The organism is [Eubacterium] eligens ATCC 27750 (assembly GCF_000146185.1).
Taxonomy (GTDB): domain Bacteria; phylum Bacillota; class Clostridia; order Lachnospirales; family Lachnospiraceae; genus Lachnospira; species Lachnospira eligens.
In genome coordinates this window covers 1,618,079-1,638,977 of record NC_012778.1, presented here as the reverse complement: position 1 = coordinate 1,638,977, position 20,899 = coordinate 1,618,079, and the positions used below count along the sequence as shown (strand labels likewise).

The following is a 20,899-nucleotide window of genomic DNA, read 5'->3' as shown; positions in this document are numbered from 1 at the left end:
TATATACGGAAGTATAACAAAAAATATGATTTACCAGCAATAGGTTATTGGGAGGATTTACATGGGTAAAGTTGCCATACTTACAGACAGTAACAGTGGAATTACACAGGCTCAGTCTAAGGAGCTTGGAGTTAAAGTTATACCAATGCCGTTCTTTATAGATGGAGAACAGTATTTTGAAGATATTAATCTTACACAGGAAGAGTTTTACGAGAAGTTAAAGCAGGATGCTGATATATCTACTTCACAGCCTTCTATTGGTGAGATGCAGGACGCATTTGATGAGCTTCTTAAGGAATATGATGAGCTTGTATATATTCCTATGTCAAGCGGGCTCAGCGGAACATGTCAGACAGCGGCTATGGTTGCTGATGATTATGATGGAAAGGTTCAGGTTGTCAATAACCAGAGAATTTCTGTAACCATGAGACAGTCTGTTCTTGATGCGAAGGAGCTTGCTAAGAGAGGTAAGTCTGCGGCAGAGATTAAGGAGATTCTTGAGAAGCATAAGATGGAATCAAGCATATATATTACACTTGATACTCTTAAGTACTTAAAGAAGGGCGGAAGAATAACTCCTGCGGCAGCTGCTATTGGAACTATGTTAAAGCTTAATCCTGTGCTTCAGATTCAGGGTGAGAAGTTAGATGCATTTGCCAAGGCAAGAGGTAAGGCTTCTGCGAAGAAGATTATGCTTAAGGCAATGCAGGATGATTTAGATACAAGATTTGCAGAATTTGCAAAGGATGGAAAGATGCATATGGAGGTTGCTTATTCAGGTAATCCTGAGGAGGTAGAGGAATGGGCTGCGTTAGTTAAAGAGACTTTCCCACAGTTTGATTTCCACATGGATCCGCTTTCACTTTCAGTTGCCTGCCACATAGGACATGGTGCACTTGCGATAGCGACATCTGCTTATCTGCCAGAACTTGATTAATACGAATGATAAGCCTGTGACAGCGCATGAGTTGTTGCAGGCTTTTGTTTATAAATGCGGATATTACCGCAGGTTAATATGAATGGAGGATTGTTATGCCAGCAAGAAGTGAGATTGATGATAAGTTTAAATGGGCTGTGAGTGATTTATACAGCTCTGATGAAGCATGGGAGAAGGATTATAACAGTATACTTGAACTGACTGACCAGCCAAGTGAGCTTAAGGGCAGGATGGGCGAGTCTGCCGGCATGCTTTACAAGGCGCTTAAGGAGTATGAACAGGTAGAATACATTACTGAAAGAGTGTATGTGTATGCATTTATGAAATATTATGAGGATACAGGCAATTCAAAGTATCAGGAAATATCTGGGAAAGCCCAGATGGCTGCGATGAAGGTGTCAGAGAAGTATGCATTTTTAGAGCCTGAGCTTATATCAATAGATGCTGATGTGCTTGATAAATATATCAGCGAGGATGAAAGGCTGGGAATGTATAAGCATTTTATTGATGACTGCCTCGCAGGGAAAGAGCATACGCTTTCTGAAAAGGAGGAAGCACTGCTTGCAAAGGCATCACAGATGTCAACTGTGCCTGATGAGGTATTCTCTAAGTTTAACAATGCTGATGTTAAGTTTGGCAAGGTGAAAAGAGAGAATGGACAGGAAGATGAGCTGACTAACGGCAATTTTGCCACATTTATGGAAAGTCATGACAGAGCTGTAAGAAAGGCGGCATTTGAGGCGTTGTATAAGCAGTATGGGGCGTATATCAACACAATTGCGGCAGCGTTTTATGGCAATGTCAAGCAGGCAATGTTCTATGCAGACGCAAGGGGTTACAAGTCAACACTGAACATGTATCTTGATGGTTCATTTATTCCGGAAAATGTATATAAGAATCTTATTAAGACTGTCAATGACAATCTTGACAAAATGTACTGCTATGTTGATATAAGAAAGAAGGCACTTGGTGTTGACGAGCTGCATTTTTATGATATATATGCACCGATGGTAGAGGATATTGACTGGAAGATAAGCTATGATGAGGCTAAGGACATTGTTGTGAAGGCACTTGCACCAATGGGTGAGGAGTATGTTTCACACATTAAAGAAGGCTTTAATAATGGCTGGGTAGATGTGTATGAGAATACCGGAAAGCGTTCGGGAGCATTTTCATGGGGCGCTTATGGCACACACCCATATGTATTTCTTAATTACTCAGATACACTCAATGATGTTTTTACGGTTATTCATGAGATGGGACATGCAATGCACACTTATTATTCTAATGCAAACCAGCCTTATATTTATGCAGGATATAAGATCTTTGTTGCGGAGGTTGCGTCAACCTGTAATGAAGCGATTCTTATGCAGTATATGTTAAAGAATACTGATGATGAGAAGAAGAAAAGATATCTGCTCAATCATTTCTTTGAGCAGTTTAAGGGAACTCTTTACAGACAGACGATGTTTGCAGAGTTTGAGATGGAAGCGCATGCAAAGGCTGAACAGGGTGAGGTTTTATCAGCAGAGAGCCTTTGTGCCATGTACAAGAAACTGAATGAGAAGTATTTCGGCCCGGATATGGTTATTGATGATGAGATAGCACTTGAGTGGGCAAGAATACCACATTTTTACACACCATTCTATGTATACCAGTATGCAACAGGCTATTCCGCTGCAATTGCAATATCAACCAAGATACTTGCAGGTGATGAGCAGGTTATAGCAGGCTACAGAAAGTTCTTGTCAGGCGGCTCTTCAATGCACCCTATTGAGCTTCTTAAGCTGTGCGGAATAGATATGACAAGACCGGATGTTGTGCAGGAAGCACTGGATGTGTTTGGGAAATTACTAAAACAGTGGTAATGCTTAATGTGTTGTGAATATAAATATGATTCTGGGAGATAATGCGTCTTCCAGAATTTTTTTATGGGATAAATGTAACCGTTGCAGGAATAATCCGTCTCTAATTATGAAAGGGTTAACGCTTTTAAAAAACAGGGAGTACAGACAGTAATGGATGATAATCAGATAATTAATTTATTTTTTCAAAGGAATGAAGATGCAATTAATGCAGTTGATGAAAAATATGGTTCTAAGTTAAATGCACTGGCAGCCAATATATTGCAATCAAGAGAGGATGGGCTGGAATGTGTCAATGACATGTATATGAAGGCATGGAACAGCATACCGCCTGCAAGACCAGAGTATTTATTCGCATTTCTTGCAACATCTGCAAGAAATATTGCGATTGATATGATAAGGAAAAACAATGCTGGTAAGAGGCAGGCAAAAGTGGTTGAGCTGACAAAAGAGCTGGAAGAATGCATAGGTGATGGCGGATTGCAGACACATCTGGACAAGGAAGATATTGGAGAGATGTTATCGCATTTTCTTGAAACAGTTGATAAAAATAAAAGAATTATATTTCTCAGGCGGTACTGGTACTCGGACTCAATTAAAGATATTTCAGAAAGGATGCAGATGAGCGAATCAGCAGTGAAAGTTACTCTTCACAGAACGAGAAAAGAATTAAGAAAATATCTGGAAAGCGAGGGTTTATATCTATGAAAAAATCAGAGGCAATGGATTTATATGAAGGACTTAATGAAATTAGTCCGCAAATGATTGAAGAAGCGGGAAATTACAAGAAAACTGCCAGTGTGAATATCAGGTATAAAAAGAGCAATAATGTAAAGAAGATAATTGCAGCAGGTCTTGTGGCAGCAGCGGCTGTTACTGCTGTATTGGGAGTCAGAGGATTGAAGACTTCTGTGACAGGAAACGGAAACCAGAGCAGTAATCAGCCAGCATCAGAGCAGACAGGATTTAAAATTGCTCATGTAATGAATGTGTATGCAGCCGGGCTTGATGATACATCGGAATGTATTTTTTCTAATGATGAGAAAAATGCTGGTGTATCAGGAGTTGTGGCTGGAATTTCAAGCCAGGCTGGAGATTCATCTGTGATGGGACAGGTTATGGCTGGTATAAATGTAATGGGTGAAGATATCTCAAAGATTAAGTATTCTATAACGGGAAATGATTCAGATGTGACATATAATCTGGCGAGAATGAAAGAGGTTGACAAGGACAGTCCTGAATATCAGACATCTTCTGAAAAATTCAGAAAACAGACGGAGAACGGCTATGCTTATTACATTATTGAAGATATCGGGAAAGAGTATGAGGAGAGCGGCAACAGTCAGAGCGGGGGCATACAGATTGTAAAGTTTTCAAAGCAGTTAGAAAAAGAATCTTTGTATCAGGAACGTCAGGTATACAATGAGATGGTTAAAAATATGTATGAAGGACTTACATTAAGTATAACTGTGACATATGGAGACGGAACAACAGAGATTGTTGATGTGGGATTTAAGGAAGTCGGTGGTGGCGACAATTCAGGAAAAGTATCAGATAAAGCGGCTGTTTATGTGAAGTGACAGGTGATAGCGCATCACTTATTAAACTTAGAGAAAGACATGGTACCAGGTGGCGCCATGTCTTTTTGCATAAATAAAGGAAGTCAGATAAATACTGACTTCCTTACAAAATAAAAGAGCGCGAGACGGGGATCGAACCCGCGACCCCCTCCTTGGCAAGGAGGTGCTCCACCACTGAGCCACTCGCGCAAAGACAATTAAGATAATAATGGGAAAATGATAATTTGTCAATACTTTTTTAGAAAAATTATTTTAAATTTATTTTAAAGTAAATTTTTGAAAAATTAATATATGCAAGAGATGTCAGGGATTTCTATTTTTTTGATAATATGGTATACTTTGCATGCTGAGTAGCAGAATTAGAAAGAATGGAGATTATTATGAATCCAGCATCAATTATGAAGCTTATGAGTGCCAAGAATAAGTTTCAGAAGAATCATCCGAAGTTCGTGGCATTTCTTAACAGATGTTTTGCAGGTGGACTTAAGGAAGGAACCATAATTGAAATTACAGTTACCAATCCTGGAGAGGCACCTATAACATCTAATATAAAGGTACAGCAGTCTGATTTGGAACTGCTTGAAGAATTAAAAGAAATGGGTAGATAGTTTGCTTCGCAAAACAATGTGGCAAAAGGGGGATTGGAATGTTTGGGAATGTCAAGTCCAGAAAGAACGGACTTAATATTATAGTTGTAGGTGGCGGTAAGGTTGGTGCCACTCTTGTTGAGAGACTCAGCAGGGAGAACCATGACATTACTCTTATTGATAAGAACAGGGTTAAGCTTGATGCCATAACAAGTGCATATGATGTTATGGGAGTTGAGGGCAATGGAGCCAGTTTTGCAGTTCAGAAGGAGGCAGGTATTGACTCAGCTGACCTTCTTATTTCAGTAACAGATTCTGATGAGTTGAATCTTTTATGCTGTACACTTGCAAAGAGAGCTGGCAGATGTGAGGCAATTGCAAGAGTAAGAACACCTGAATACAGTCAGGAAGCTGCATTTTTAAGAGACAGATTAGGTCTGGCAATGATTATTAATCCGGAATTCGAGGCTGCAAGTGAGATAGCACGTGTGCTTTATATGCCTACAGCACTTGAGATTGGAACATTTGCACATGGACAGGCAGAGATGATTAAGATAAAAGTCCCTGAGGGTAACCAGATGTGTGACCATACCCTTGCGGAGATATCTAAGGCTTCATCATCTAAGGTTCTTATATGTGCAGTTGAGAGGGATGGTGAGGTGTTCATTCCATCGGGACATTTTATTATAAGGGCAGATGATAAGTTATCTTTCATTGCATCAAGAAAGAATGCAAGGACATTTCTTGCAAGTGTAGGTTTTCAGACACATCAGGTCAAGAGTACCATGATTGTCGGAGGTGGAAGAGTTGCATATTATCTTGCAAAACAGCTCCTTAATATGGGAATTGATGTAAAGATTATTGAGAATGACAAGGAACGCGCGTTAAAGTTAAGCGAGGAGCTGCCGGGAGCTGTTATTATCAATGGTGATGGTACTGACGAGAGCCTTTTAAGAGAAGAGGGGATTGAGTATGTTGAGAGCTTTGTTCCTCTTACAGGGATTGATGAAGAGAATGTAATGCTTACTCTGTATGCAAGAAAAGTATCTGAAGCCAAATGTATTACGAAAATAACAAGAATGGGATTCAGCAGTGTTATTAACAGCCTTGATCTTGGCAGTGTGATTTATCCAAGATATATAACATCAGAAGCTATCATTGCTTATGTAAGAGCTAAGAAGGAGTCTATGGGAAGCAATAACATACAGACCTTGTATCATTTGTTTGACCAGAAGGCAGAAGCTATAGAGTTTAATGTTGATAAAGAATCAGGAGTTACAGGCAAGCAGTTTATGGAACTTAAGCTGAAGGATAATCTGCTTATAGCACTTATTAACCGTAATGGTAAGATTATTATTCCAAGTGGTACTGACAGCCTTATGGTTGGAGATACTGTGGTTATTGTAACAACTCATACAGGGTTTGATGCTATAACTGATATTCTTAGATAGGAAAGGCTGGGAACATTGATATGAACAGTTCTATAGTAAGATATATTCTTGGACATGTTTTAAAGATAGAAGCGGCTCTTATGGTCATTCCTGTGATTGTTGGCGTTATATACAGGGAGAAGGCAATATCTGCATTCTTGATAACAATTGCACTATGTGCTGTATGTGGGATTCTTATGACAATTAAAAAGCCTGCCAATACAGTTTTTTATCTGAAGGAGGGTTGCATTACAACTGCACTCAGCTGGATTCTTATGAGTATATTTGGCTGTCTGCCTTTTTTTATAAGCAGGGAAATACCTTCATTCACAGATGCGCTTTTTGAGACAATATCAGGATTTACAACGACAGGAGCAAGTATATTAAGTGAAGTTGAAGGACTGTCACAGAGCATTATGTTCTGGAGATGCTTTACTCACTGGATTGGTGGTATGGGAGTTCTGGTATTTCTGCTTGCAGTAATACCTCTTACAGGTGGCTCCAATATCAATCTTATGAAAGCAGAGAGTCCGGGACCATCAGTGGGTAAACTTGTTCCTAAGATCAGATATACAGCAAGAATACTGTATATTATATATTTTGGGATGACTGTACTTCAGACAATTCTTCTTCTTTTTGGAGGAATGACATTCCTTGATGCACTTAATACAGCAATGGGAACAGCCGGAACAGGTGGATTTGGTATCAGAAATGACAGCTTTACAAGCTTTTCACCTTATATCCAGTGGGTTGTAACCATATTTATGATATTGTTTGGAGTTAATTTCAACGCATATTATCTTATTGTTCTAAGACAGTTTAAGAAGGCTGTTAAAGTAGAAGAGGTAAGATGTTATTTTGGAATTATCCTTGCAGCAACAGCAATTATATTTGTTAATATATACAGAAGTGTAGGTACTGTTGAACTTACACTGAGACAGTCAATGTTTCAGGTTGCATCTATTATAACGACAACCGGATTTTCATCAGTGGATTTCGATATGTGGCCGTCATTGTCAAAGTCGGTGCTTGTTGTGCTGATGTTTGTGGGAGCATGTGCCGGAAGTACAGGTGGCGGAATTAAGGTTTCCAGGTTTATAATAGTGATAAAGACAATATTCAGAGAGATTCAGTCATATATTCATCCTAAGAGTGTTAAGGTGATTAAGACAGAAGGAAAGCCTGTTGATAGTGAAACATGCAGGTCGGTGAGTATATATTTCATAACATTTATGATGATATTCACAGCGTCTTTACTGCTAATATCTATTGAAGGAAAGGATATTGTGACGAATTTCACTGCAGTAGCAGCGACTATTAATAATATAGGTCCTGGGCTTTCGGCTGTCGGACCAACACAGAATTTTGGAAGTTATTCTGATTTCAGCAAATATGTCCTGATGTTTGACATGCTTGCCGGACGACTGGAGTTATTTCCACTGATAATTCTGTTCACACCTTCAGTATGGAAGGATCTTGTAACTAAGAAGGTTTCTGAAAGGAAAATGCGTAGAATAAGAAGGGGTTAAATATGAGTAATGTATCTGATTATTTGAAATGGAGAGGTGACCTTGATTTTAGCCAGGCACCATTTAATGACGTGGACAATTTAATACTTGCGCAGATTGCATATGTTGATTTTACTGATATTGTACCGGCACCTGGAAGTATCGAGACTATTACAATTGCGGAAGCGGCAGACACATTTTTTGATACCCATGATGAGAAGGAGATTAAGAAATGCAAATCTTTCATAGGAAAAGCCCCGTATCTTTTAAGGGAGGCAGCAGCAACAAAAAGATTTGGCTCACTTATACTTACTAATTATGTTGATTATGTCGATGGCGGCAAAGAAGAACAGTTTGCGGCATTTCATGTAAGAATTGATAACAGACTTACGTATATTGCTTTCAGGGGAACTGATGATACACTTGTGGGTTGGAAAGAGGATTTTAACATGAGCTTCTTATCCCCTGTTCCATCGCAGAAGGATGCGGTAAGATATATTGACACAACCGTGCAGCGTTCAGAAGGAAAGCTGATTCTTGGCGGACATTCCAAAGGTGGTAATCTGGCAGTATATGCATCAGTATTTGCAAGACCATCAGTGAAGAAAAGAATTATTACTGTTTATAATAATGATGGTCCGGGATTTGACAGTGATTTTGTAAAGCATCCGGATTATCTGGCAATTCTGCCTAGGATTAAGAGTATTGTTCCTTATGGCTCAGTTGTTGGAATGCTTCTTAATCATGATGGGGATTATGAGGTTGTAAAGAGCAGCCAGTCAGGTCTTATGCAGCATGATTCTATGTCATGGCAGGTTATAGGACCAGATTTTGAGACTGAGCAGGAGTTAAGTCCTAAGAGTAAAAGGTTAAATGCAGCACTGAGCGCATGGATAGACGGGCTTACAAGAGAACAGAGGGCAGAATTCGTAGATACATTATTCTCACTGGTAACTGCAAGTGGTGCAAAGAACCTTTCAGAGATAAGTACAGCCAGGTTTAAGAATATTAATGCCGTTCTTAAGTCTTTCAGGGAACTTGACAAATCAGAGCGTGCAATGATACTTAAGATATTTGCTTTACTTACAGGTGAGATTGGAAAAGCTTATAAGAGCAATTAATAAGGAGATAAAGAATGGGACAGGTTATATCAGCAGGAATATTGTTAGTTGTGGTTGTTGCCATATATATTGCAGTTTCATATAAGCATGAAAAAAGCGGTCTTGGGAAGGGCTGTGATGGTAATTGCGGCTCATGTGGATTAAGAAGCTGTAAAACTGACAAGAAATAATGCTTTATAGATTAATATTATAAATATTACAGGCTGTCGTACTAATTGTGCATCATTAATCGTATATTATAGTCGCATTGTCAAAAATGTGATGCTTGGAGGAATGAATGTACAAAATAGGGGACAGACTGAAAGAATATCGGATATGTAAGGAACTGTCAAGAATAGAAGTGGCAGAAATACTTCATATCACGCCTGATTATCTGGCACGTATAGAAACTGGAACGCAGCCTGTTACATACAGAATGATAGAAAGAATGGAGAAATATACGGATTGGAATTCTGACTACATATTGCATGGAATACGAAATGATAACCCGTTTATGCAGATGTATAAGGAATGCCCTGAATTCAGGAAAAAAGTTTTTATAAGAAATTTGCTTTGTCTATTTGACAGCATGCTGCAATTCGGGTATAAAGAAGAAAGGGAAGTGATATATTATCACAGAATGATACTTGAAATTGTCAATGGAATGGAACTTGATGTGCCTGATAATGTGCGGACCGGATATACTCTTACAGAAATAAGACGGATACAGGATATGGATAAAACCAATATGGCACATATATTGGGAATGTCTCATAGAAGCTACTGTGCATTGGAGAATGGCTTGTCAAAGCCAGATGTTAGAGTGCTTCATATAATGTATACGATGTATAGTTTTAATACACGATATTTTCTTACGCGCAATCCATTAGAATGTGAAGCCGTAAGCAATATATATAGAAGTTTCGATGAGCCTTTAAGAGATTTTATTATGAGACGCATCAGGGACGATTTTGATGAAATAATAATTATGAAAGGCCGGACTTATGGTAGAGATATATAGAACGGACCAGCAGGTGTTAAGCACGCTGGATGATATTCAGGATGGATGCTGGATTAATATGGTAGATCCTACAAGTAAAGAACTTGAGCAGATAGCGGAGCGTTTTGAAATAGAACCGGAGGATATTGCATCTGCGCTTGATGAAGAAGAAAGTTCGCGAATAAGTCTTGAGGATGGATATACATTAATACTTGTGGATATTCCAACCCCAGAGGTAAGACATGAAAAGAAAATGTATACAACAATTCCACTTGGCATAATTCTTAAAAGTGATGCAATAATAACTGTATGCAAAGTAGATACACCTATTATTAATTATTTCATAAGGAATAAAGTCAGAGAATTCAGCACTAAGAAAAAAATGCGTTTTATATACCAGATGCTTTTCCGTTCAGCATTTGTGTATCAGGCAAATCTTCGTCTGATTGATAAGAAAAGAATTGAGATAGAGGAGAGAGTTGATGGAGACACATCAGATACAGACCTTATCGAACTTCACGAGTTGGAATCTACGCTTGTCTATTTTGCAACATCTCTTCGAGCTAACAGTATTGTGTTAGAAAGACTCAGAAGATATAAAAGGCTTGAACAGTATCCTGAAGATATGGAGCTTCTTGAGGATGTAATGGTTGAGTACCAGCAGGCCATAGAGATGACAACAATATACAGGGATGTCATTGATGGTACAAGGGAGCTGATGTCATCAGTAATTGACAGTAAACTGAACAATGTAATGAAATATCTTACTTCAATTACAATTGTGATGGCTATTCCAACAATAATATCCGGCATATATGGAATGAATGTTGGCGGAGAATGGATGCCATTTGCAAAGACACCTTTTGGATTTGAGATAATAAGTGGAATAATACTTCTGATATGTATAATAGTTTTGTGGGTATTAAAGAAGAAGAAAATGTTATAAAAAAGGCATGTACATTGCAGGGTGTACATGCCTTTTGCTTTTAAGAATTATTTGTAAATTTCCTGCCAGCGGGATACCATCTCTAAAGCTTCGTTCTCAGATGATACCTTAGTCACAATAACGCCATCAAGATAAATTTCATAGACAGGGAATTTTTTTGCAATATTTCCGTGGCTGACCTCAACTTTGTTGTACTTTACTCGTTCCATTAGAAACCCTCCTCATATTTAATAATAATGCTTTCAAGCTAAAACCAACAATATATTGTATTATAACATGTTGTTATGCAAAAGAAAATACAATATTTTGTATTGGTACTAAAGTACCAAAAAAATTAAGGGATGTACTTTAGAACACTTGTAAAATCGTCATGTATATAATATAATTTTATTATCAAAATTCGGAATTAGTTATTAAGAATTAATAGTAAATAGCATGAGGTACCAACATGGATAATAAAGCGACAGAAAAAGAAAAATTTGAAATTGTACACAAGATGAGCAGGAGAATTGCATCTGTTGACAAATATTGTGTAGTAAGTGTTTCTAATAAAGCATTTGAAGAATATTTCGGACGCATTGTAGATACACTTCTTGAAGTGGTAGCACCACAGGATAAAGAAAGGCTGATAGATTTCATAGAAAATTATGATGGTACCGCCAAGAGTGGAATGTTTAAGTTTATTAATGCACAGGGAGAGGAAAGGTATAATCATCTTTTTGTGTATCAGCAGCGCGGTGCTGGCAATGGACATATGAGAGATATTGAGATTGTCGATGTTGAATCAATAGAAGAAGCTAATAAGAGTCTCAGGGATGATGTATCAAAGCATAAGATGCTTCTTGGATTAGACCGTGAATACACATTTACATATAATAGGGATAATAATATTTTCAGTATGTACAGATATGATGTTGATTCACGAGATATTATATACAAGGCTGATATTGATGACTGGAAGAGACAGATGCTTACAGAAGGATATATAGAGAAAAGTGATAAGGAAATGTTCACTAATTTTATATCTGAGGTGCGTTCATATACACAGACATTCTCAACAAAGTTTAAGACCAGCATGCGTACATATAACAAGGTTATGGAAACATTGAGATTCATCGGAACTGTTATGACCAAGAGCGATGGAAGAAAGATTGTTGTTGGCAGGGTTATTCCAGAGGCAGATAACCGTAGTTATAACCAGATTTCAGATATGATAGAAGAATTACAGTTTGATTCTCTTACGCATGTATATAATAAGAAAACAATAACTGCTTATGCTGTAAAGTGCCTTAAAGAAGAAAAGAATAACAGGGTCACAATAGCTGTTCTTGATGTGGATCATTTTAAGAAGGTCAATGATGTGTATGGCCATATGTATGGAGATAAGATTCTTGCAAGAGTAGGACGAAAGCTTAAGGAAGTAGTCGGTGAGGATGGAGTCGTCGGAAGAATAGGTGGCGATGAATTTATCATTGTGTTTAATGGAATTAATGATGAGCATGCGTTGCGAGGAATGTTAAGAGCAATAAGAACGCAGATTAAATGGGAATTTGTTGATGATTTTGAAGACCTGATGATAACATGTTCTATCGGAGCATCATATAGTCCAAATAATGGCACAGAATACGAAGAGCTTTTCAAAAAAGCTGATTATTGTCTGTATGTTGCTAAGGAAAAGGGAAGAGACAGATATGTATTTTTCAGAGATGATCTTCATAAGGAATCGTATGAGAATTCGCTTAATACAAAGGATAAGAATGTTAATGATGGCAGAGAGATGAAAGAACTTCGTTTTCTGTCAGGAATAATGGAAGAATTTGCACAGGATGGAAGAAAAGCTGTTGATGAACTGCTTCATCATATGTATGATTCTTTTAAGCTTGACAGTATTAATCTGTATTGGGGGCCTAACCTTAACAGGACATATTATATCGGGGTAGAACTGGGTGGTCCAATGAGTGCAGACTATGTTAATACAGAAGAATTCAGGAAGCTCCTTGGCGGGAAGAATCATGTTGCTATTGGATTTGTTGGAAGACAGACAGATATTGCACCGGAATTTGGTATGGCAATGAGAGAAAAGAGAGTTTTTTCTACTATACATTGCATAGTCGGAACACAGAACAATGTTAAGGGAATATTTACAATAGACCGTTGTAAGGAATCGTCACAGTGGGCTGAGTATGAAATAGAAATGGCTGTGGTAGCAGCTTCTCTTATTAATATTATTGCTGAGTCTGAAAATAATTAATTAATATATTTTATTACAAGATATTGTGTTTTTGATTGACTTGCAAGCCTATATGTTGTATAATCAAATCTGCTTGGGAAACCGCATGGATACTGGGTTCCCAGCAGATTTTTTTCATGTGTATGATTTCACATGGTGTTATTAATGATTATTCATGGGGACATGAAAGTGTTTATGTGAGGGTTTGAAGTATGAAAATTATTAAAAGAAGTGGGTCGGAGGTTACATTTGATATAAGTAAAATCATGGCCGCCGTATCAAAAGCTAATATGGAAGTTGTCCATAGCGAAAGACTGTCAGAAGAACAGATTGAAACAATATCTAATAATGTTGAGAGCATCTGTAAAGAAATGAACCGTTCATTAAGTGTTGAGGAAATTCAGGATCTTGTAGAAAACCAGATTATGAATTTAAGAGCATTTGCAGTTGCAAGAAAGTATATTACATATCGTTATAAGAGAGCGCTTGTGCGTAAGTCTAATTCAACAGATGAGCAGATATTAAGCCTTCTTGAGTGTAATAATGAGGAAGTAAAGCAGGAAAATTCTAATAAGAATCCTACTGTTAACAGTGTGCAGAGAGATTATATGGCAGGAGAGGTAAGTAAGGACATTACTAAAAGACTTCTTCTCCCAGCAGATATTGTTGATGCACATGAGCAGGGACTTATACATTTCCATGATGCAGATTATTTTGCACAGCATATGCATAACTGCTGTCTTGTCAATCTTGAGGATATGTTACAGAATGGAACTGTAATAAGCGAGACTATGATTGAGAAGCCACACAGCTTTTCTACAGCATGTAATATTGCAACTCAGGCAATTGCACAGATTGCAAGTTCACAGTATGGCGGACAGAGTATATCACTTGCACATCTTGCTCCGTTTGTTCAGGTGAGCCGTGAGAAATTTATTGGTCAGGTAAGGGATGAATTTGAGAGAACAGGAATAGAAGCATCAGAAGAGAAGATTAAAGAGGTCGCTGAACTTCGTGTAAGAGATGAGATTAAGCGTGGCGTCCAGATGATTCAGTATCAGGTTATCACACTTATGACAACTAATGGTCAGGCTCCATTCGTTACTGTATTTATGTACCTTGATGAAGTTCCAGAAGGAAGAACAAGAGAAGATCTGGCTCTTGTTACAGAGGAAGTTCTTAAGCAGAGAATGCAGGGTGTTAAGAATGAGAAGGGTGTATGGATTACACCAGCTTTCCCTAAGCTTATATATGTTCTTGAGGAGGACAATATAAGAGAAGGCAGCAAGTATTGGGAACTTACAAAGCTGGCAGCAGAATGTACAGCTAAGAGAATGGTTCCTGATTATATATCTGAAAAGAAGATGAAGGAATTAAAGGTTGATGCCAATGGCAATGGACAGTGTTTCCCATGTATGGGATGCAGAAGCTTCCTTACACCATATATTGATCCGGAAACAGGAAAGCCAAAGTATTATGGCAGATTTAATCAGGGAGTTGTAACTCTTAACCTTGTTGATGTTGCCTGCTCATCAGGAAAGGATATGGATAAATTCTGGAGTATCCTTGATGAGAGACTGGAACTCTGTAAGAGAGCACTTATGTGTAGACATTACAGACTTAAAGGAACACCTTCAGATGTTGCTCCAATTCTCTGGCAGAATGGTGCACTTGCAAGACTTAAGAAGGGTGAAACAATTGATAAGCTTCTTTATGGCGGATATTCAACAATTTCTCTTGGATATGCAGGACTTTGCGAGTGTACATATTACATGAAGGGTGTTACACATACTAAGCCAGATGGTACAGAATTTGCACTTGAGGTAATGAAACATCTTAACGATATATGTAAGAAATGGGCGGCAGAGACTAATATTGATTTCTCACTTTATGGTACACCACTTGAATCAACAACTTACAAGTTTGCTAAGTGTTTACAGAAGAGATTCGGTAAGATTGCCGGTGTAACAGATAAGAACTATATAACTAACAGTTATCATGTTCATGTAACAGAGAATATCAATGCATTTGATAAACTGAAATTCGAATCACAGTTCCAGGAATTATCCCCAGGTGGTGCTATCAGCTATGTTGAGGTTCCTGATATGCAGAATAATATTCCTGCAGTACTTAAGGTTATGCAGTACATTTATGATAATATTATGTATGCGGAGCTTAATACTAAGAGTGATTACTGTCAGGAATGTGGTTACACAGGACAGATTCAGATTATAACTGATGATGACGGAAAGCTTATATGGGAATGCCCTAACTGCGGAAACCGTAATCAGGATAAGATGAATGTTGCAAGACGTACTTGTGGATATATTGGGACACAGTTCTGGAATCAGGGAAGAACTCAGGAGATTAAAGAGAGAGTGCTTCATCTGTAAGATTAAATATAATATGGCAGGACATGGATTAATATCGTGTCCTGCCATTATTTTAGTATTCGGAAAAATATTCATGATTGGTCATGCCGTACAAAGCACCGAAAAGAAGCGATAATACAAGAGCCAGTATTACGAACATAACAACAAATCCAACATCATTGATTGTCATTATAAGTGCAAGTATTGTCCATATTGCGGTATATACGATTTTAACAATAAGATTGCGTTTTATGTGTTTTGGATTATGCGTTTTCTTATATAATGCCATGCCAACATAAGCAAATATTGTAATTATTATAAGTGGTAAAGCAAAAAGTGCTGCATATATAGCAATTATATATAAGAAAACAGATGCTGTGAAAGAAAGTCCACCATAAAATAAATGTCCCATAAATCTATATCCTGCTGTGTAATCATCAGGTGAATAGCTGCCAGCTTTAATAATACTGCCGCCGGCATTGTTCATAAGACCTCCTGCATATATAAGTAATAATATAAATGTGGCAATAAGTAAAACACTGAAAACAGTGTATATGATTGTCAACACTTTATCAGTTCCTTTTGCAAATTTCATCATAATCTCCCCTCATGATAAATTGATAGTAAGACTATATCATATTTATTCATTATAAACAAGAACTGACTATAATAATGGTGGTACATATGCCGATATATAGTTAAACTAATGTGATTCCCGAAAAGGAGTTTGGGATAGGATTATGACAAGGAGGGTATATGTCACTTACGATAAGAAGCACAATGAATAATCAGGCAGCTGTACAGGGAATAGATAATGCAGATAAGAATACTGATAATTCAAAGCAACCCAGGAATAGAAAGACAATTAATGTATCAGAGCTTAATCTGAAGCCATACAATGATAACCAGATTGATGCTAAAAGGCTCAGAGCCAGAAAGCAGGCTATGAAGCTTATATCTGATGCATGGAAATCTGCTGATATGAGGGATAAGAATATTGAGGATATGAAGCTCGATAAGCTTAATAAGCTTGATGAAATCACAGAACTTAAGAATAAGGTTAGTGGTTTGGAAAATGAAAAAGAGGCTTACCGCGCAGATTATGGTGTTGATATGGATTCACAGGAACAAAAAGACCTTGAACTGCTTGAAAAATACCAGAATAACCGATATGGTTCGGCTGAGGACACATTTTCAAAAGAAGAACTTGACCGTTTAAAGGAATTACAGAATACTCCGCTTACAGAGTATCAGGAGAAAGTGCTTAAGCTGAATTCATCACAGATACATTTTAAGGATGAAATTGGTCAGAAGGAGCTTAAGATTGCATGCACGACAGCTTCAATTGCACTTGCCGAAATCGACAGGGATAAATCTCAGGAAATGCTAAAGGCACAGGATTCAGCAGACCAGATAATAGGTGCTGTTGAGGGAGAGGTTAAGAATCTGCTTGTAAATGAAGGTAAAGACAACATTGATGACAAGGTAGAAGAGAATAAGGAAAAAGCTGACGAAGCAGAGAAGAAACAGGAAGAACAGCAGGAAAAGATTGACGAAAAGCGCAAGGAAAGAAAAGAACAGGAAGAGATTATTGAGGGACAGGCAGAGGCTGACAAGTTAGAGATGAATGCCAATATAAGAAGCAATGATGTCGACTATGTAACTGAAGCCCAGAAGCAGATAGTCAGGATAATGAAAGATAATAAGCTGCTTAATGAGGATATTAAGGGAATTGATATTGATTTGAATTTCTAGGAATGAACAGGGCGGGTGATTGATTCACCCGCCCTTAATAATTAGAAATCCACCTGCTGTACAGAACCGGCGCTGCCGTCTTCATGAAGATACATGCCGCTGCTTCGTACTTTAGCTTTAAGATTGTTATCATCATCAGTTACATGAAATGTTGTTTTGGAGCTGCCAAGACAGATTGCACCGACATTGGCTTCCTTAAGTGATAAGAGCTTGTCCTTGCCATTCTCATCTTTAACCCAGACCTTTAACTGGTCATAGACTTCATCATTTTCATCAATCCAGCCGTTGCCGTCAGAATCGTATTCTGCAAGCTCGGAAAAGCCATTACCGGTCTTGGTTCCGAACAGCTCGCTGCCGTCATTGATAATTCCGTCGCCGTTCTTATCAAGAGCAAGAAAGCCACTTTCAGGATTCATCTGTGCAATAGTCTCGTCTTTACCATCACCATCAATGTCAAAACTAAAGGACTTATCAGAAACAGAAACAGGATTGCTTCCAAGATTAATAACAAGAGGATCTGTCAGTACGGTATCAAAGCTTGAAACAAATTCAATGCTGTGTTCTTCCATGTATCTGCGTGACATGGTCATATCAAGATTAAAATTAAGTTTCCTGCCGTCTGCTGTTTTAACAGTTCCGGTTGTTGAAAATGAAGTGCTTTCCTTTTCTTCATAGGTTGAAGAATATCTGGTTCTTACAGTCCACACAGTAGGAGAAATCTGGTTAGTAATAGAAAGGGTTTTTGAGGCTTTGTCAGATGAAGATGTGTCAGAGACTGAATTGCAGGATAAACTGTCAGTATCATGAAACATTCCACGGAAAGACAGAGATTGAATAAAATCCAACAGGGACATATAAACCTTTCTTGTTATTTCTGTGTAACTGAAGCTTACATTCTGCCGCATAGAAACTAAGCTGGCTTTGTTGTAAGCAGGTGTTAAAGCCTCCGTGCCTTCTGGTGATTCCTCACCAGCCCAATCCGTTTTAGAAGAATCGTCCGGGACATTAAGTCTGCCAGAACGATTGTAGAGTGGCATCATCAGAAACATGTCGTCATACTTTCTGCCCGAAGAATCAGAAGAATTACTAAAATATGATTCTTTCTGGCTTAAGCTGCTTCTTGCCTGGCTCATTCCAAAACTAAAGGAGTTACCAGAGCTGCCTGCTGCGACCATGCCGCTTGATACCTTTTGTGAGTAGTGTCTTCTTGAAGACATACTCATGTTGCTGTCTGCAATTATCATAAGTATACCCGCCTTTCATATTCAGCAATGAACACGGTTATATATAATATCGGTTTAAGCGCAGAATACTTAATAATAAAATGTCAACTAAAAAACTTTTATAAAATAACTTCACAAAAGTACTGGAAATTCTTATTTAACTGTTGTAATATGATAGCAGAGAAATATCTGCATAAGCAGAAATAAATTATTGAGCCGTAAACTGGCAGAAAGAGGTCATATATGTGGACAGCAGATTTAGGGAATGGACGATACAAGAATCCAATACTTTACGCTGATTATTCAGATCCGGACGCAATCCGTGTCGGTGATGATTATTTTATGATATCATCAAGCTTTTCTAATGCTCCGGCTATGCCGTTGCTTCATTCTAAGGACCTTGTAAACTGGAAGGTTGTTAACTACATTTTGGCTGAAATTCCAGAATTCAGATATAGAAATCCAATTCATGGATGCGGAGTGTGGGCACCTGCAATAAGATATCATGAGGGTACATATTATGTGTGCTTCCCAATGCCGGATGAAGGAATATATATGACTACAGCAACAGACCCTTATGGTGAGTGGAGTAAGCCAGTGAATATAAGACCAGGCGCAGGCTGGATTGACCCATGCCCATTCTGGGATGAGGATGGAAAGGCATATCTTGTTGCAGGAGTTGCCAAGAGCCGTATCGGATACAAGAGTGTGCTTCATATGGTAGAGATGCAGCCAGATGGAATGGGGCTTATTGGTGAGGAAAAGATTATATTTGACGGTAACTTAAATGACCAGATTACAATAGAAGGTCCTAAGATGTATAAGCGAAACGGATGGTATTATATATTTGCACCGGCTGGCGGTGTTAAGACAGGCTGGCAGACAGTGTTAAGGTCGAAAAATGTGTTTGGACCATATGAGTATAAAGTGGTTATGAGACAAGGAGATTCGCCTGTAAATGGACCTCATCAGGGTGCATGGGTTGACACAGTTACAGGACAGGACTGGTTCATACATTTTCAGGATGTGTATGCAGCAGGCAGAATAACACATCTGCAGCCAATGAGCTGGGAAAATGACTGGCCTGTTATTGGAGTTAAGAAAGATGGCAATGATTATGGCGAGCCTGTGATGGAGTACGAAAAACCTGATGTTGGTGCCGTTTATGAAATATGTGAGCCAGATACTACAGATGAATTCACAGAAGATACTTTGGGACTGCAGTGGCAGTGGAACGCCAATCCTGATAGTGACTGGGCGCAGTCTGGCACTGATGAAAGTGGAAATGTGTCTGATGACGGTTCTTATATAAAGCTTAATGCGGTTGGCAGAGCATCAAACAGACCAATTGGCGATTACAGAAATCTTCTCCTGCAGAAGTGGCCGGCACCGGAATTTAGCTGTATTACTAAGATGAATATAAGCGGAATGGCTGATGGTGATAATGCCGGATTCATTCATATGGGAATGAATTATCTGGCAGCAGATGTGACTGTCAAAGGCGGTAAGATGGAAGTGTATGCAGTAAAGGGTGTGCAGCAGTTTGACTGTGACCAGGCTTATACTAAAGAGACTAAAGAATTGCTTGCTTCATACGATAATCTTAAGGAAATATATTTCAGATACACAGTTAAAAAGACAGGAACTAAAGATCATGTCGAGGGTGGACTTCCTGTTAAGGAAGCACCTGTTGAGACAGTAACAATAGAGATAAGCACAGACGGAAAAAAATACACCAACCCTGTTTCCGTTATTGCCAAAGCCGGAAGATGGGTTGGTGTAAAGAGCGGTGTATATGTATCACATGATAATTCTGCCAATAGTGAAAACAAAGGTTTTGTTACGGTAGATTATGTAAGATACAGCCGTTAAATATTCTTAATGTTTTTCTTAGCCCACAATTCAAGGGCTTTCGCATTATTGGAAATAAGGTCGAGGGATTCAAGTATCTGCTTGAATTCCTCCTGTTCTCCAATATCAACCTGGCCATCAGCAGAGATATTGATAATAGAAGCACGCAGGTTTTCGATATCATTCAAAGAACCAAGCATTTTTAATGATAATCTGTCAAATGAATTAATCTCGACTTCCTTCATTGTAAGCCTTCCAATCGGACATTCGTTTGAGCAGTAATTGTAGCAGAGTTCAGGAGCGTTGTAGCATTTTGACATAGATACAACCTCGTCTGCATAAGGTGTTACATTGCCAAGTTCAATTCTTGCAAGTCTTGTTCTGTCTATACCTACGACATCTGAAGCTGCTTCACGGCTTTCAAAGTCAGTATTTTTCTGTGCAGCAGAAAATCTTGCTTGATAATATCTGTTATCAGATGCTTTAGTTGCTTTCTTCATAGTTAATAATTCTCC

General features: G+C 38.3%; 19 protein-coding genes and 1 tRNA gene. 15 read left to right on the top strand and 5 right to left on the bottom strand.

Annotated elements, in window-relative coordinates; all coding sequences use genetic code 11:
* Positions 1-61 precede the first annotated feature (61 nt).
* The 4 genes from EUBELI_RS07620 to EUBELI_RS07605 all read left to right on the top strand — a co-directional run bounded on the left by EUBELI_RS07620 (position 62) and on the right by EUBELI_RS07605 (position 4,382).
* A complete protein-coding gene (locus EUBELI_RS07620; protein ID WP_012739812.1) occupies positions 62-937 on the top strand; it encodes a DegV family protein in 876 nt (291 codons plus the stop codon).
* A 95-nt stretch (positions 938-1,032) separates the two neighbouring features.
* Entirely contained in the window at positions 1,033-2,805 is a 1,773-nt protein-coding gene (pepF, locus tag EUBELI_RS07615; protein ID WP_012739811.1) for an oligoendopeptidase F, read from the top strand.
* 150 nt (positions 2,806-2,955) lie between these two features.
* Positions 2,956-3,510, top strand: coding sequence for an RNA polymerase sigma factor (locus EUBELI_RS07610; RefSeq protein WP_012739809.1), 555 nt, complete (start codon positions 2,956-2,958; stop codon positions 3,508-3,510).
* Positions 3,507-4,382: a hypothetical protein gene (locus EUBELI_RS07605; RefSeq protein ID WP_012739808.1), complete on the top strand. Its 876-nt coding sequence runs from the start codon at positions 3,507-3,509 to the stop codon at positions 4,380-4,382. Before EUBELI_RS07610 ends, EUBELI_RS07605 begins: the two co-directional genes overlap by 4 nt.
* Positions 4,383-4,499: 117 nt before the next feature.
* Here the strand turns inward: EUBELI_RS07605 and EUBELI_RS07600 are convergent.
* Positions 4,500-4,571: transfer RNA gene (locus EUBELI_RS07600), tRNA-Gly, on the bottom strand.
* A 191-nt stretch (positions 4,572-4,762) separates the two neighbouring features.
* Here EUBELI_RS07600 and EUBELI_RS07595 point away from each other — a divergent pair.
* The 7 genes from EUBELI_RS07595 (at position 4,763) to EUBELI_RS07570 (ending at position 10,953) form a co-directional block, all read left to right on the top strand.
* Positions 4,763-4,990, top strand: a complete 228-nt coding sequence (locus tag EUBELI_RS07595) for a hypothetical protein (RefSeq protein WP_022098424.1) — start codon at positions 4,763-4,765, stop codon at positions 4,988-4,990.
* 38 nt (positions 4,991-5,028) lie between these two features.
* Positions 5,029-6,420 (top strand): Trk system potassium transporter TrkA, encoded by a 1,392-nt coding sequence (gene trkA, locus EUBELI_RS07590; RefSeq protein WP_012739806.1) that lies wholly within the window; start codon positions 5,029-5,031, stop codon positions 6,418-6,420.
* Between the two features lie 20 nt (positions 6,421-6,440).
* Positions 6,441-7,928 carry a TrkH family potassium uptake protein gene (locus EUBELI_RS07585; protein ID WP_012739805.1) on the top strand — a complete coding sequence of 496 codons (1,488 nt, stop codon included), beginning with the start codon at positions 6,441-6,443 and terminating at the stop codon, positions 7,926-7,928.
* A gap of 2 nt (positions 7,929-7,930) precedes the next feature.
* Positions 7,931-9,028, top strand: a complete 1,098-nt coding sequence (locus tag EUBELI_RS07580; protein ID WP_012739804.1) for a DUF2974 domain-containing protein — start codon at positions 7,931-7,933, stop codon at positions 9,026-9,028.
* Between the two features lie 14 nt (positions 9,029-9,042).
* Complete coding sequence (locus EUBELI_RS14225; protein WP_012739803.1) at positions 9,043-9,198, top strand: FeoB-associated Cys-rich membrane protein; 156 nt, start codon at positions 9,043-9,045, stop codon at positions 9,196-9,198.
* Positions 9,199-9,305: 107 nt separating this feature from the next.
* Positions 9,306-10,028: a helix-turn-helix domain-containing protein gene (locus EUBELI_RS07575; protein WP_012739802.1), complete on the top strand. Its 723-nt coding sequence runs from the start codon at positions 9,306-9,308 to the stop codon at positions 10,026-10,028.
* Positions 10,012-10,953, top strand: a complete 942-nt coding sequence (locus tag EUBELI_RS07570; RefSeq protein WP_012739801.1) for a magnesium transporter CorA family protein — start codon at positions 10,012-10,014, stop codon at positions 10,951-10,953. The genes EUBELI_RS07575 and EUBELI_RS07570 overlap by 17 nt, the downstream gene beginning before the upstream one ends.
* A 47-nt stretch (positions 10,954-11,000) precedes the next feature.
* Here EUBELI_RS07570 and EUBELI_RS14370 read toward each other — a convergent pair whose 3' ends face one another.
* A complete protein-coding gene (locus EUBELI_RS14370; RefSeq protein ID WP_012739800.1) occupies positions 11,001-11,162 on the bottom strand; it encodes a hypothetical protein in 162 nt (53 codons plus the stop codon).
* A 239-nt stretch (positions 11,163-11,401) separates the two neighbouring features.
* Here EUBELI_RS14370 and EUBELI_RS07565 point away from each other — a divergent pair, with 239 nt between their 5' ends.
* Both EUBELI_RS07565 and nrdD read left to right on the top strand, forming a co-directional pair.
* Positions 11,402-13,204, top strand: a complete 1,803-nt coding sequence (locus EUBELI_RS07565) for a GGDEF domain-containing protein (RefSeq protein ID WP_012739799.1) — start codon at positions 11,402-11,404, stop codon at positions 13,202-13,204.
* A gap of 191 nt (positions 13,205-13,395) precedes the next feature.
* Positions 13,396-15,576 (top strand): anaerobic ribonucleoside-triphosphate reductase, encoded by a 2,181-nt coding sequence (nrdD, locus tag EUBELI_RS07560; RefSeq protein ID WP_012739798.1) that lies wholly within the window; start codon positions 13,396-13,398, stop codon positions 15,574-15,576.
* A 52-nt stretch (positions 15,577-15,628) separates the two neighbouring features.
* On the opposite strand, the gene EUBELI_RS07555 is transcribed toward nrdD, so the two are convergent.
* Positions 15,629-16,153, bottom strand: a complete 525-nt coding sequence (locus EUBELI_RS07555; RefSeq protein ID WP_012739797.1) for a hypothetical protein — start codon at positions 16,151-16,153, stop codon at positions 15,629-15,631.
* Between the two features lie 158 nt (positions 16,154-16,311).
* Between EUBELI_RS07555 and EUBELI_RS07550 the strand changes: the two genes are divergently transcribed.
* Positions 16,312-17,310 (top strand): hypothetical protein, encoded by a 999-nt coding sequence (locus EUBELI_RS07550; protein WP_041688215.1) that lies wholly within the window; start codon positions 16,312-16,314, stop codon positions 17,308-17,310.
* Positions 17,311-17,351: 41 nt separating this feature from the next.
* Here the strand turns inward: EUBELI_RS07550 and EUBELI_RS13665 are convergent, their stop codons facing one another.
* Positions 17,352-18,554, bottom strand: coding sequence for a hypothetical protein (locus EUBELI_RS13665; RefSeq protein ID WP_049777941.1), 1,203 nt, complete (start codon positions 18,552-18,554; stop codon positions 17,352-17,354).
* Positions 18,555-18,776: 222 nt separating this feature from the next.
* On the opposite strand from EUBELI_RS13665, the gene EUBELI_RS07540 reads away from it, so the two are divergent.
* Complete coding sequence (locus tag EUBELI_RS07540) at positions 18,777-20,405, top strand: glycoside hydrolase family 43 protein (protein ID WP_012739793.1); 1,629 nt, start codon at positions 18,777-18,779, stop codon at positions 20,403-20,405.
* Here EUBELI_RS07540 and EUBELI_RS07535 read toward each other — a convergent pair.
* The gene (locus tag EUBELI_RS07535; RefSeq protein WP_022098409.1) at positions 20,402-20,884 is read right to left on the bottom strand and encodes a hypothetical protein; all 483 of its coding nucleotides are present in this window, start codon (positions 20,882-20,884) and stop codon (positions 20,402-20,404) included. The genes EUBELI_RS07540 and EUBELI_RS07535 overlap by 4 nt on opposite strands.
* Positions 20,885-20,899 lie beyond the last annotated feature (15 nt).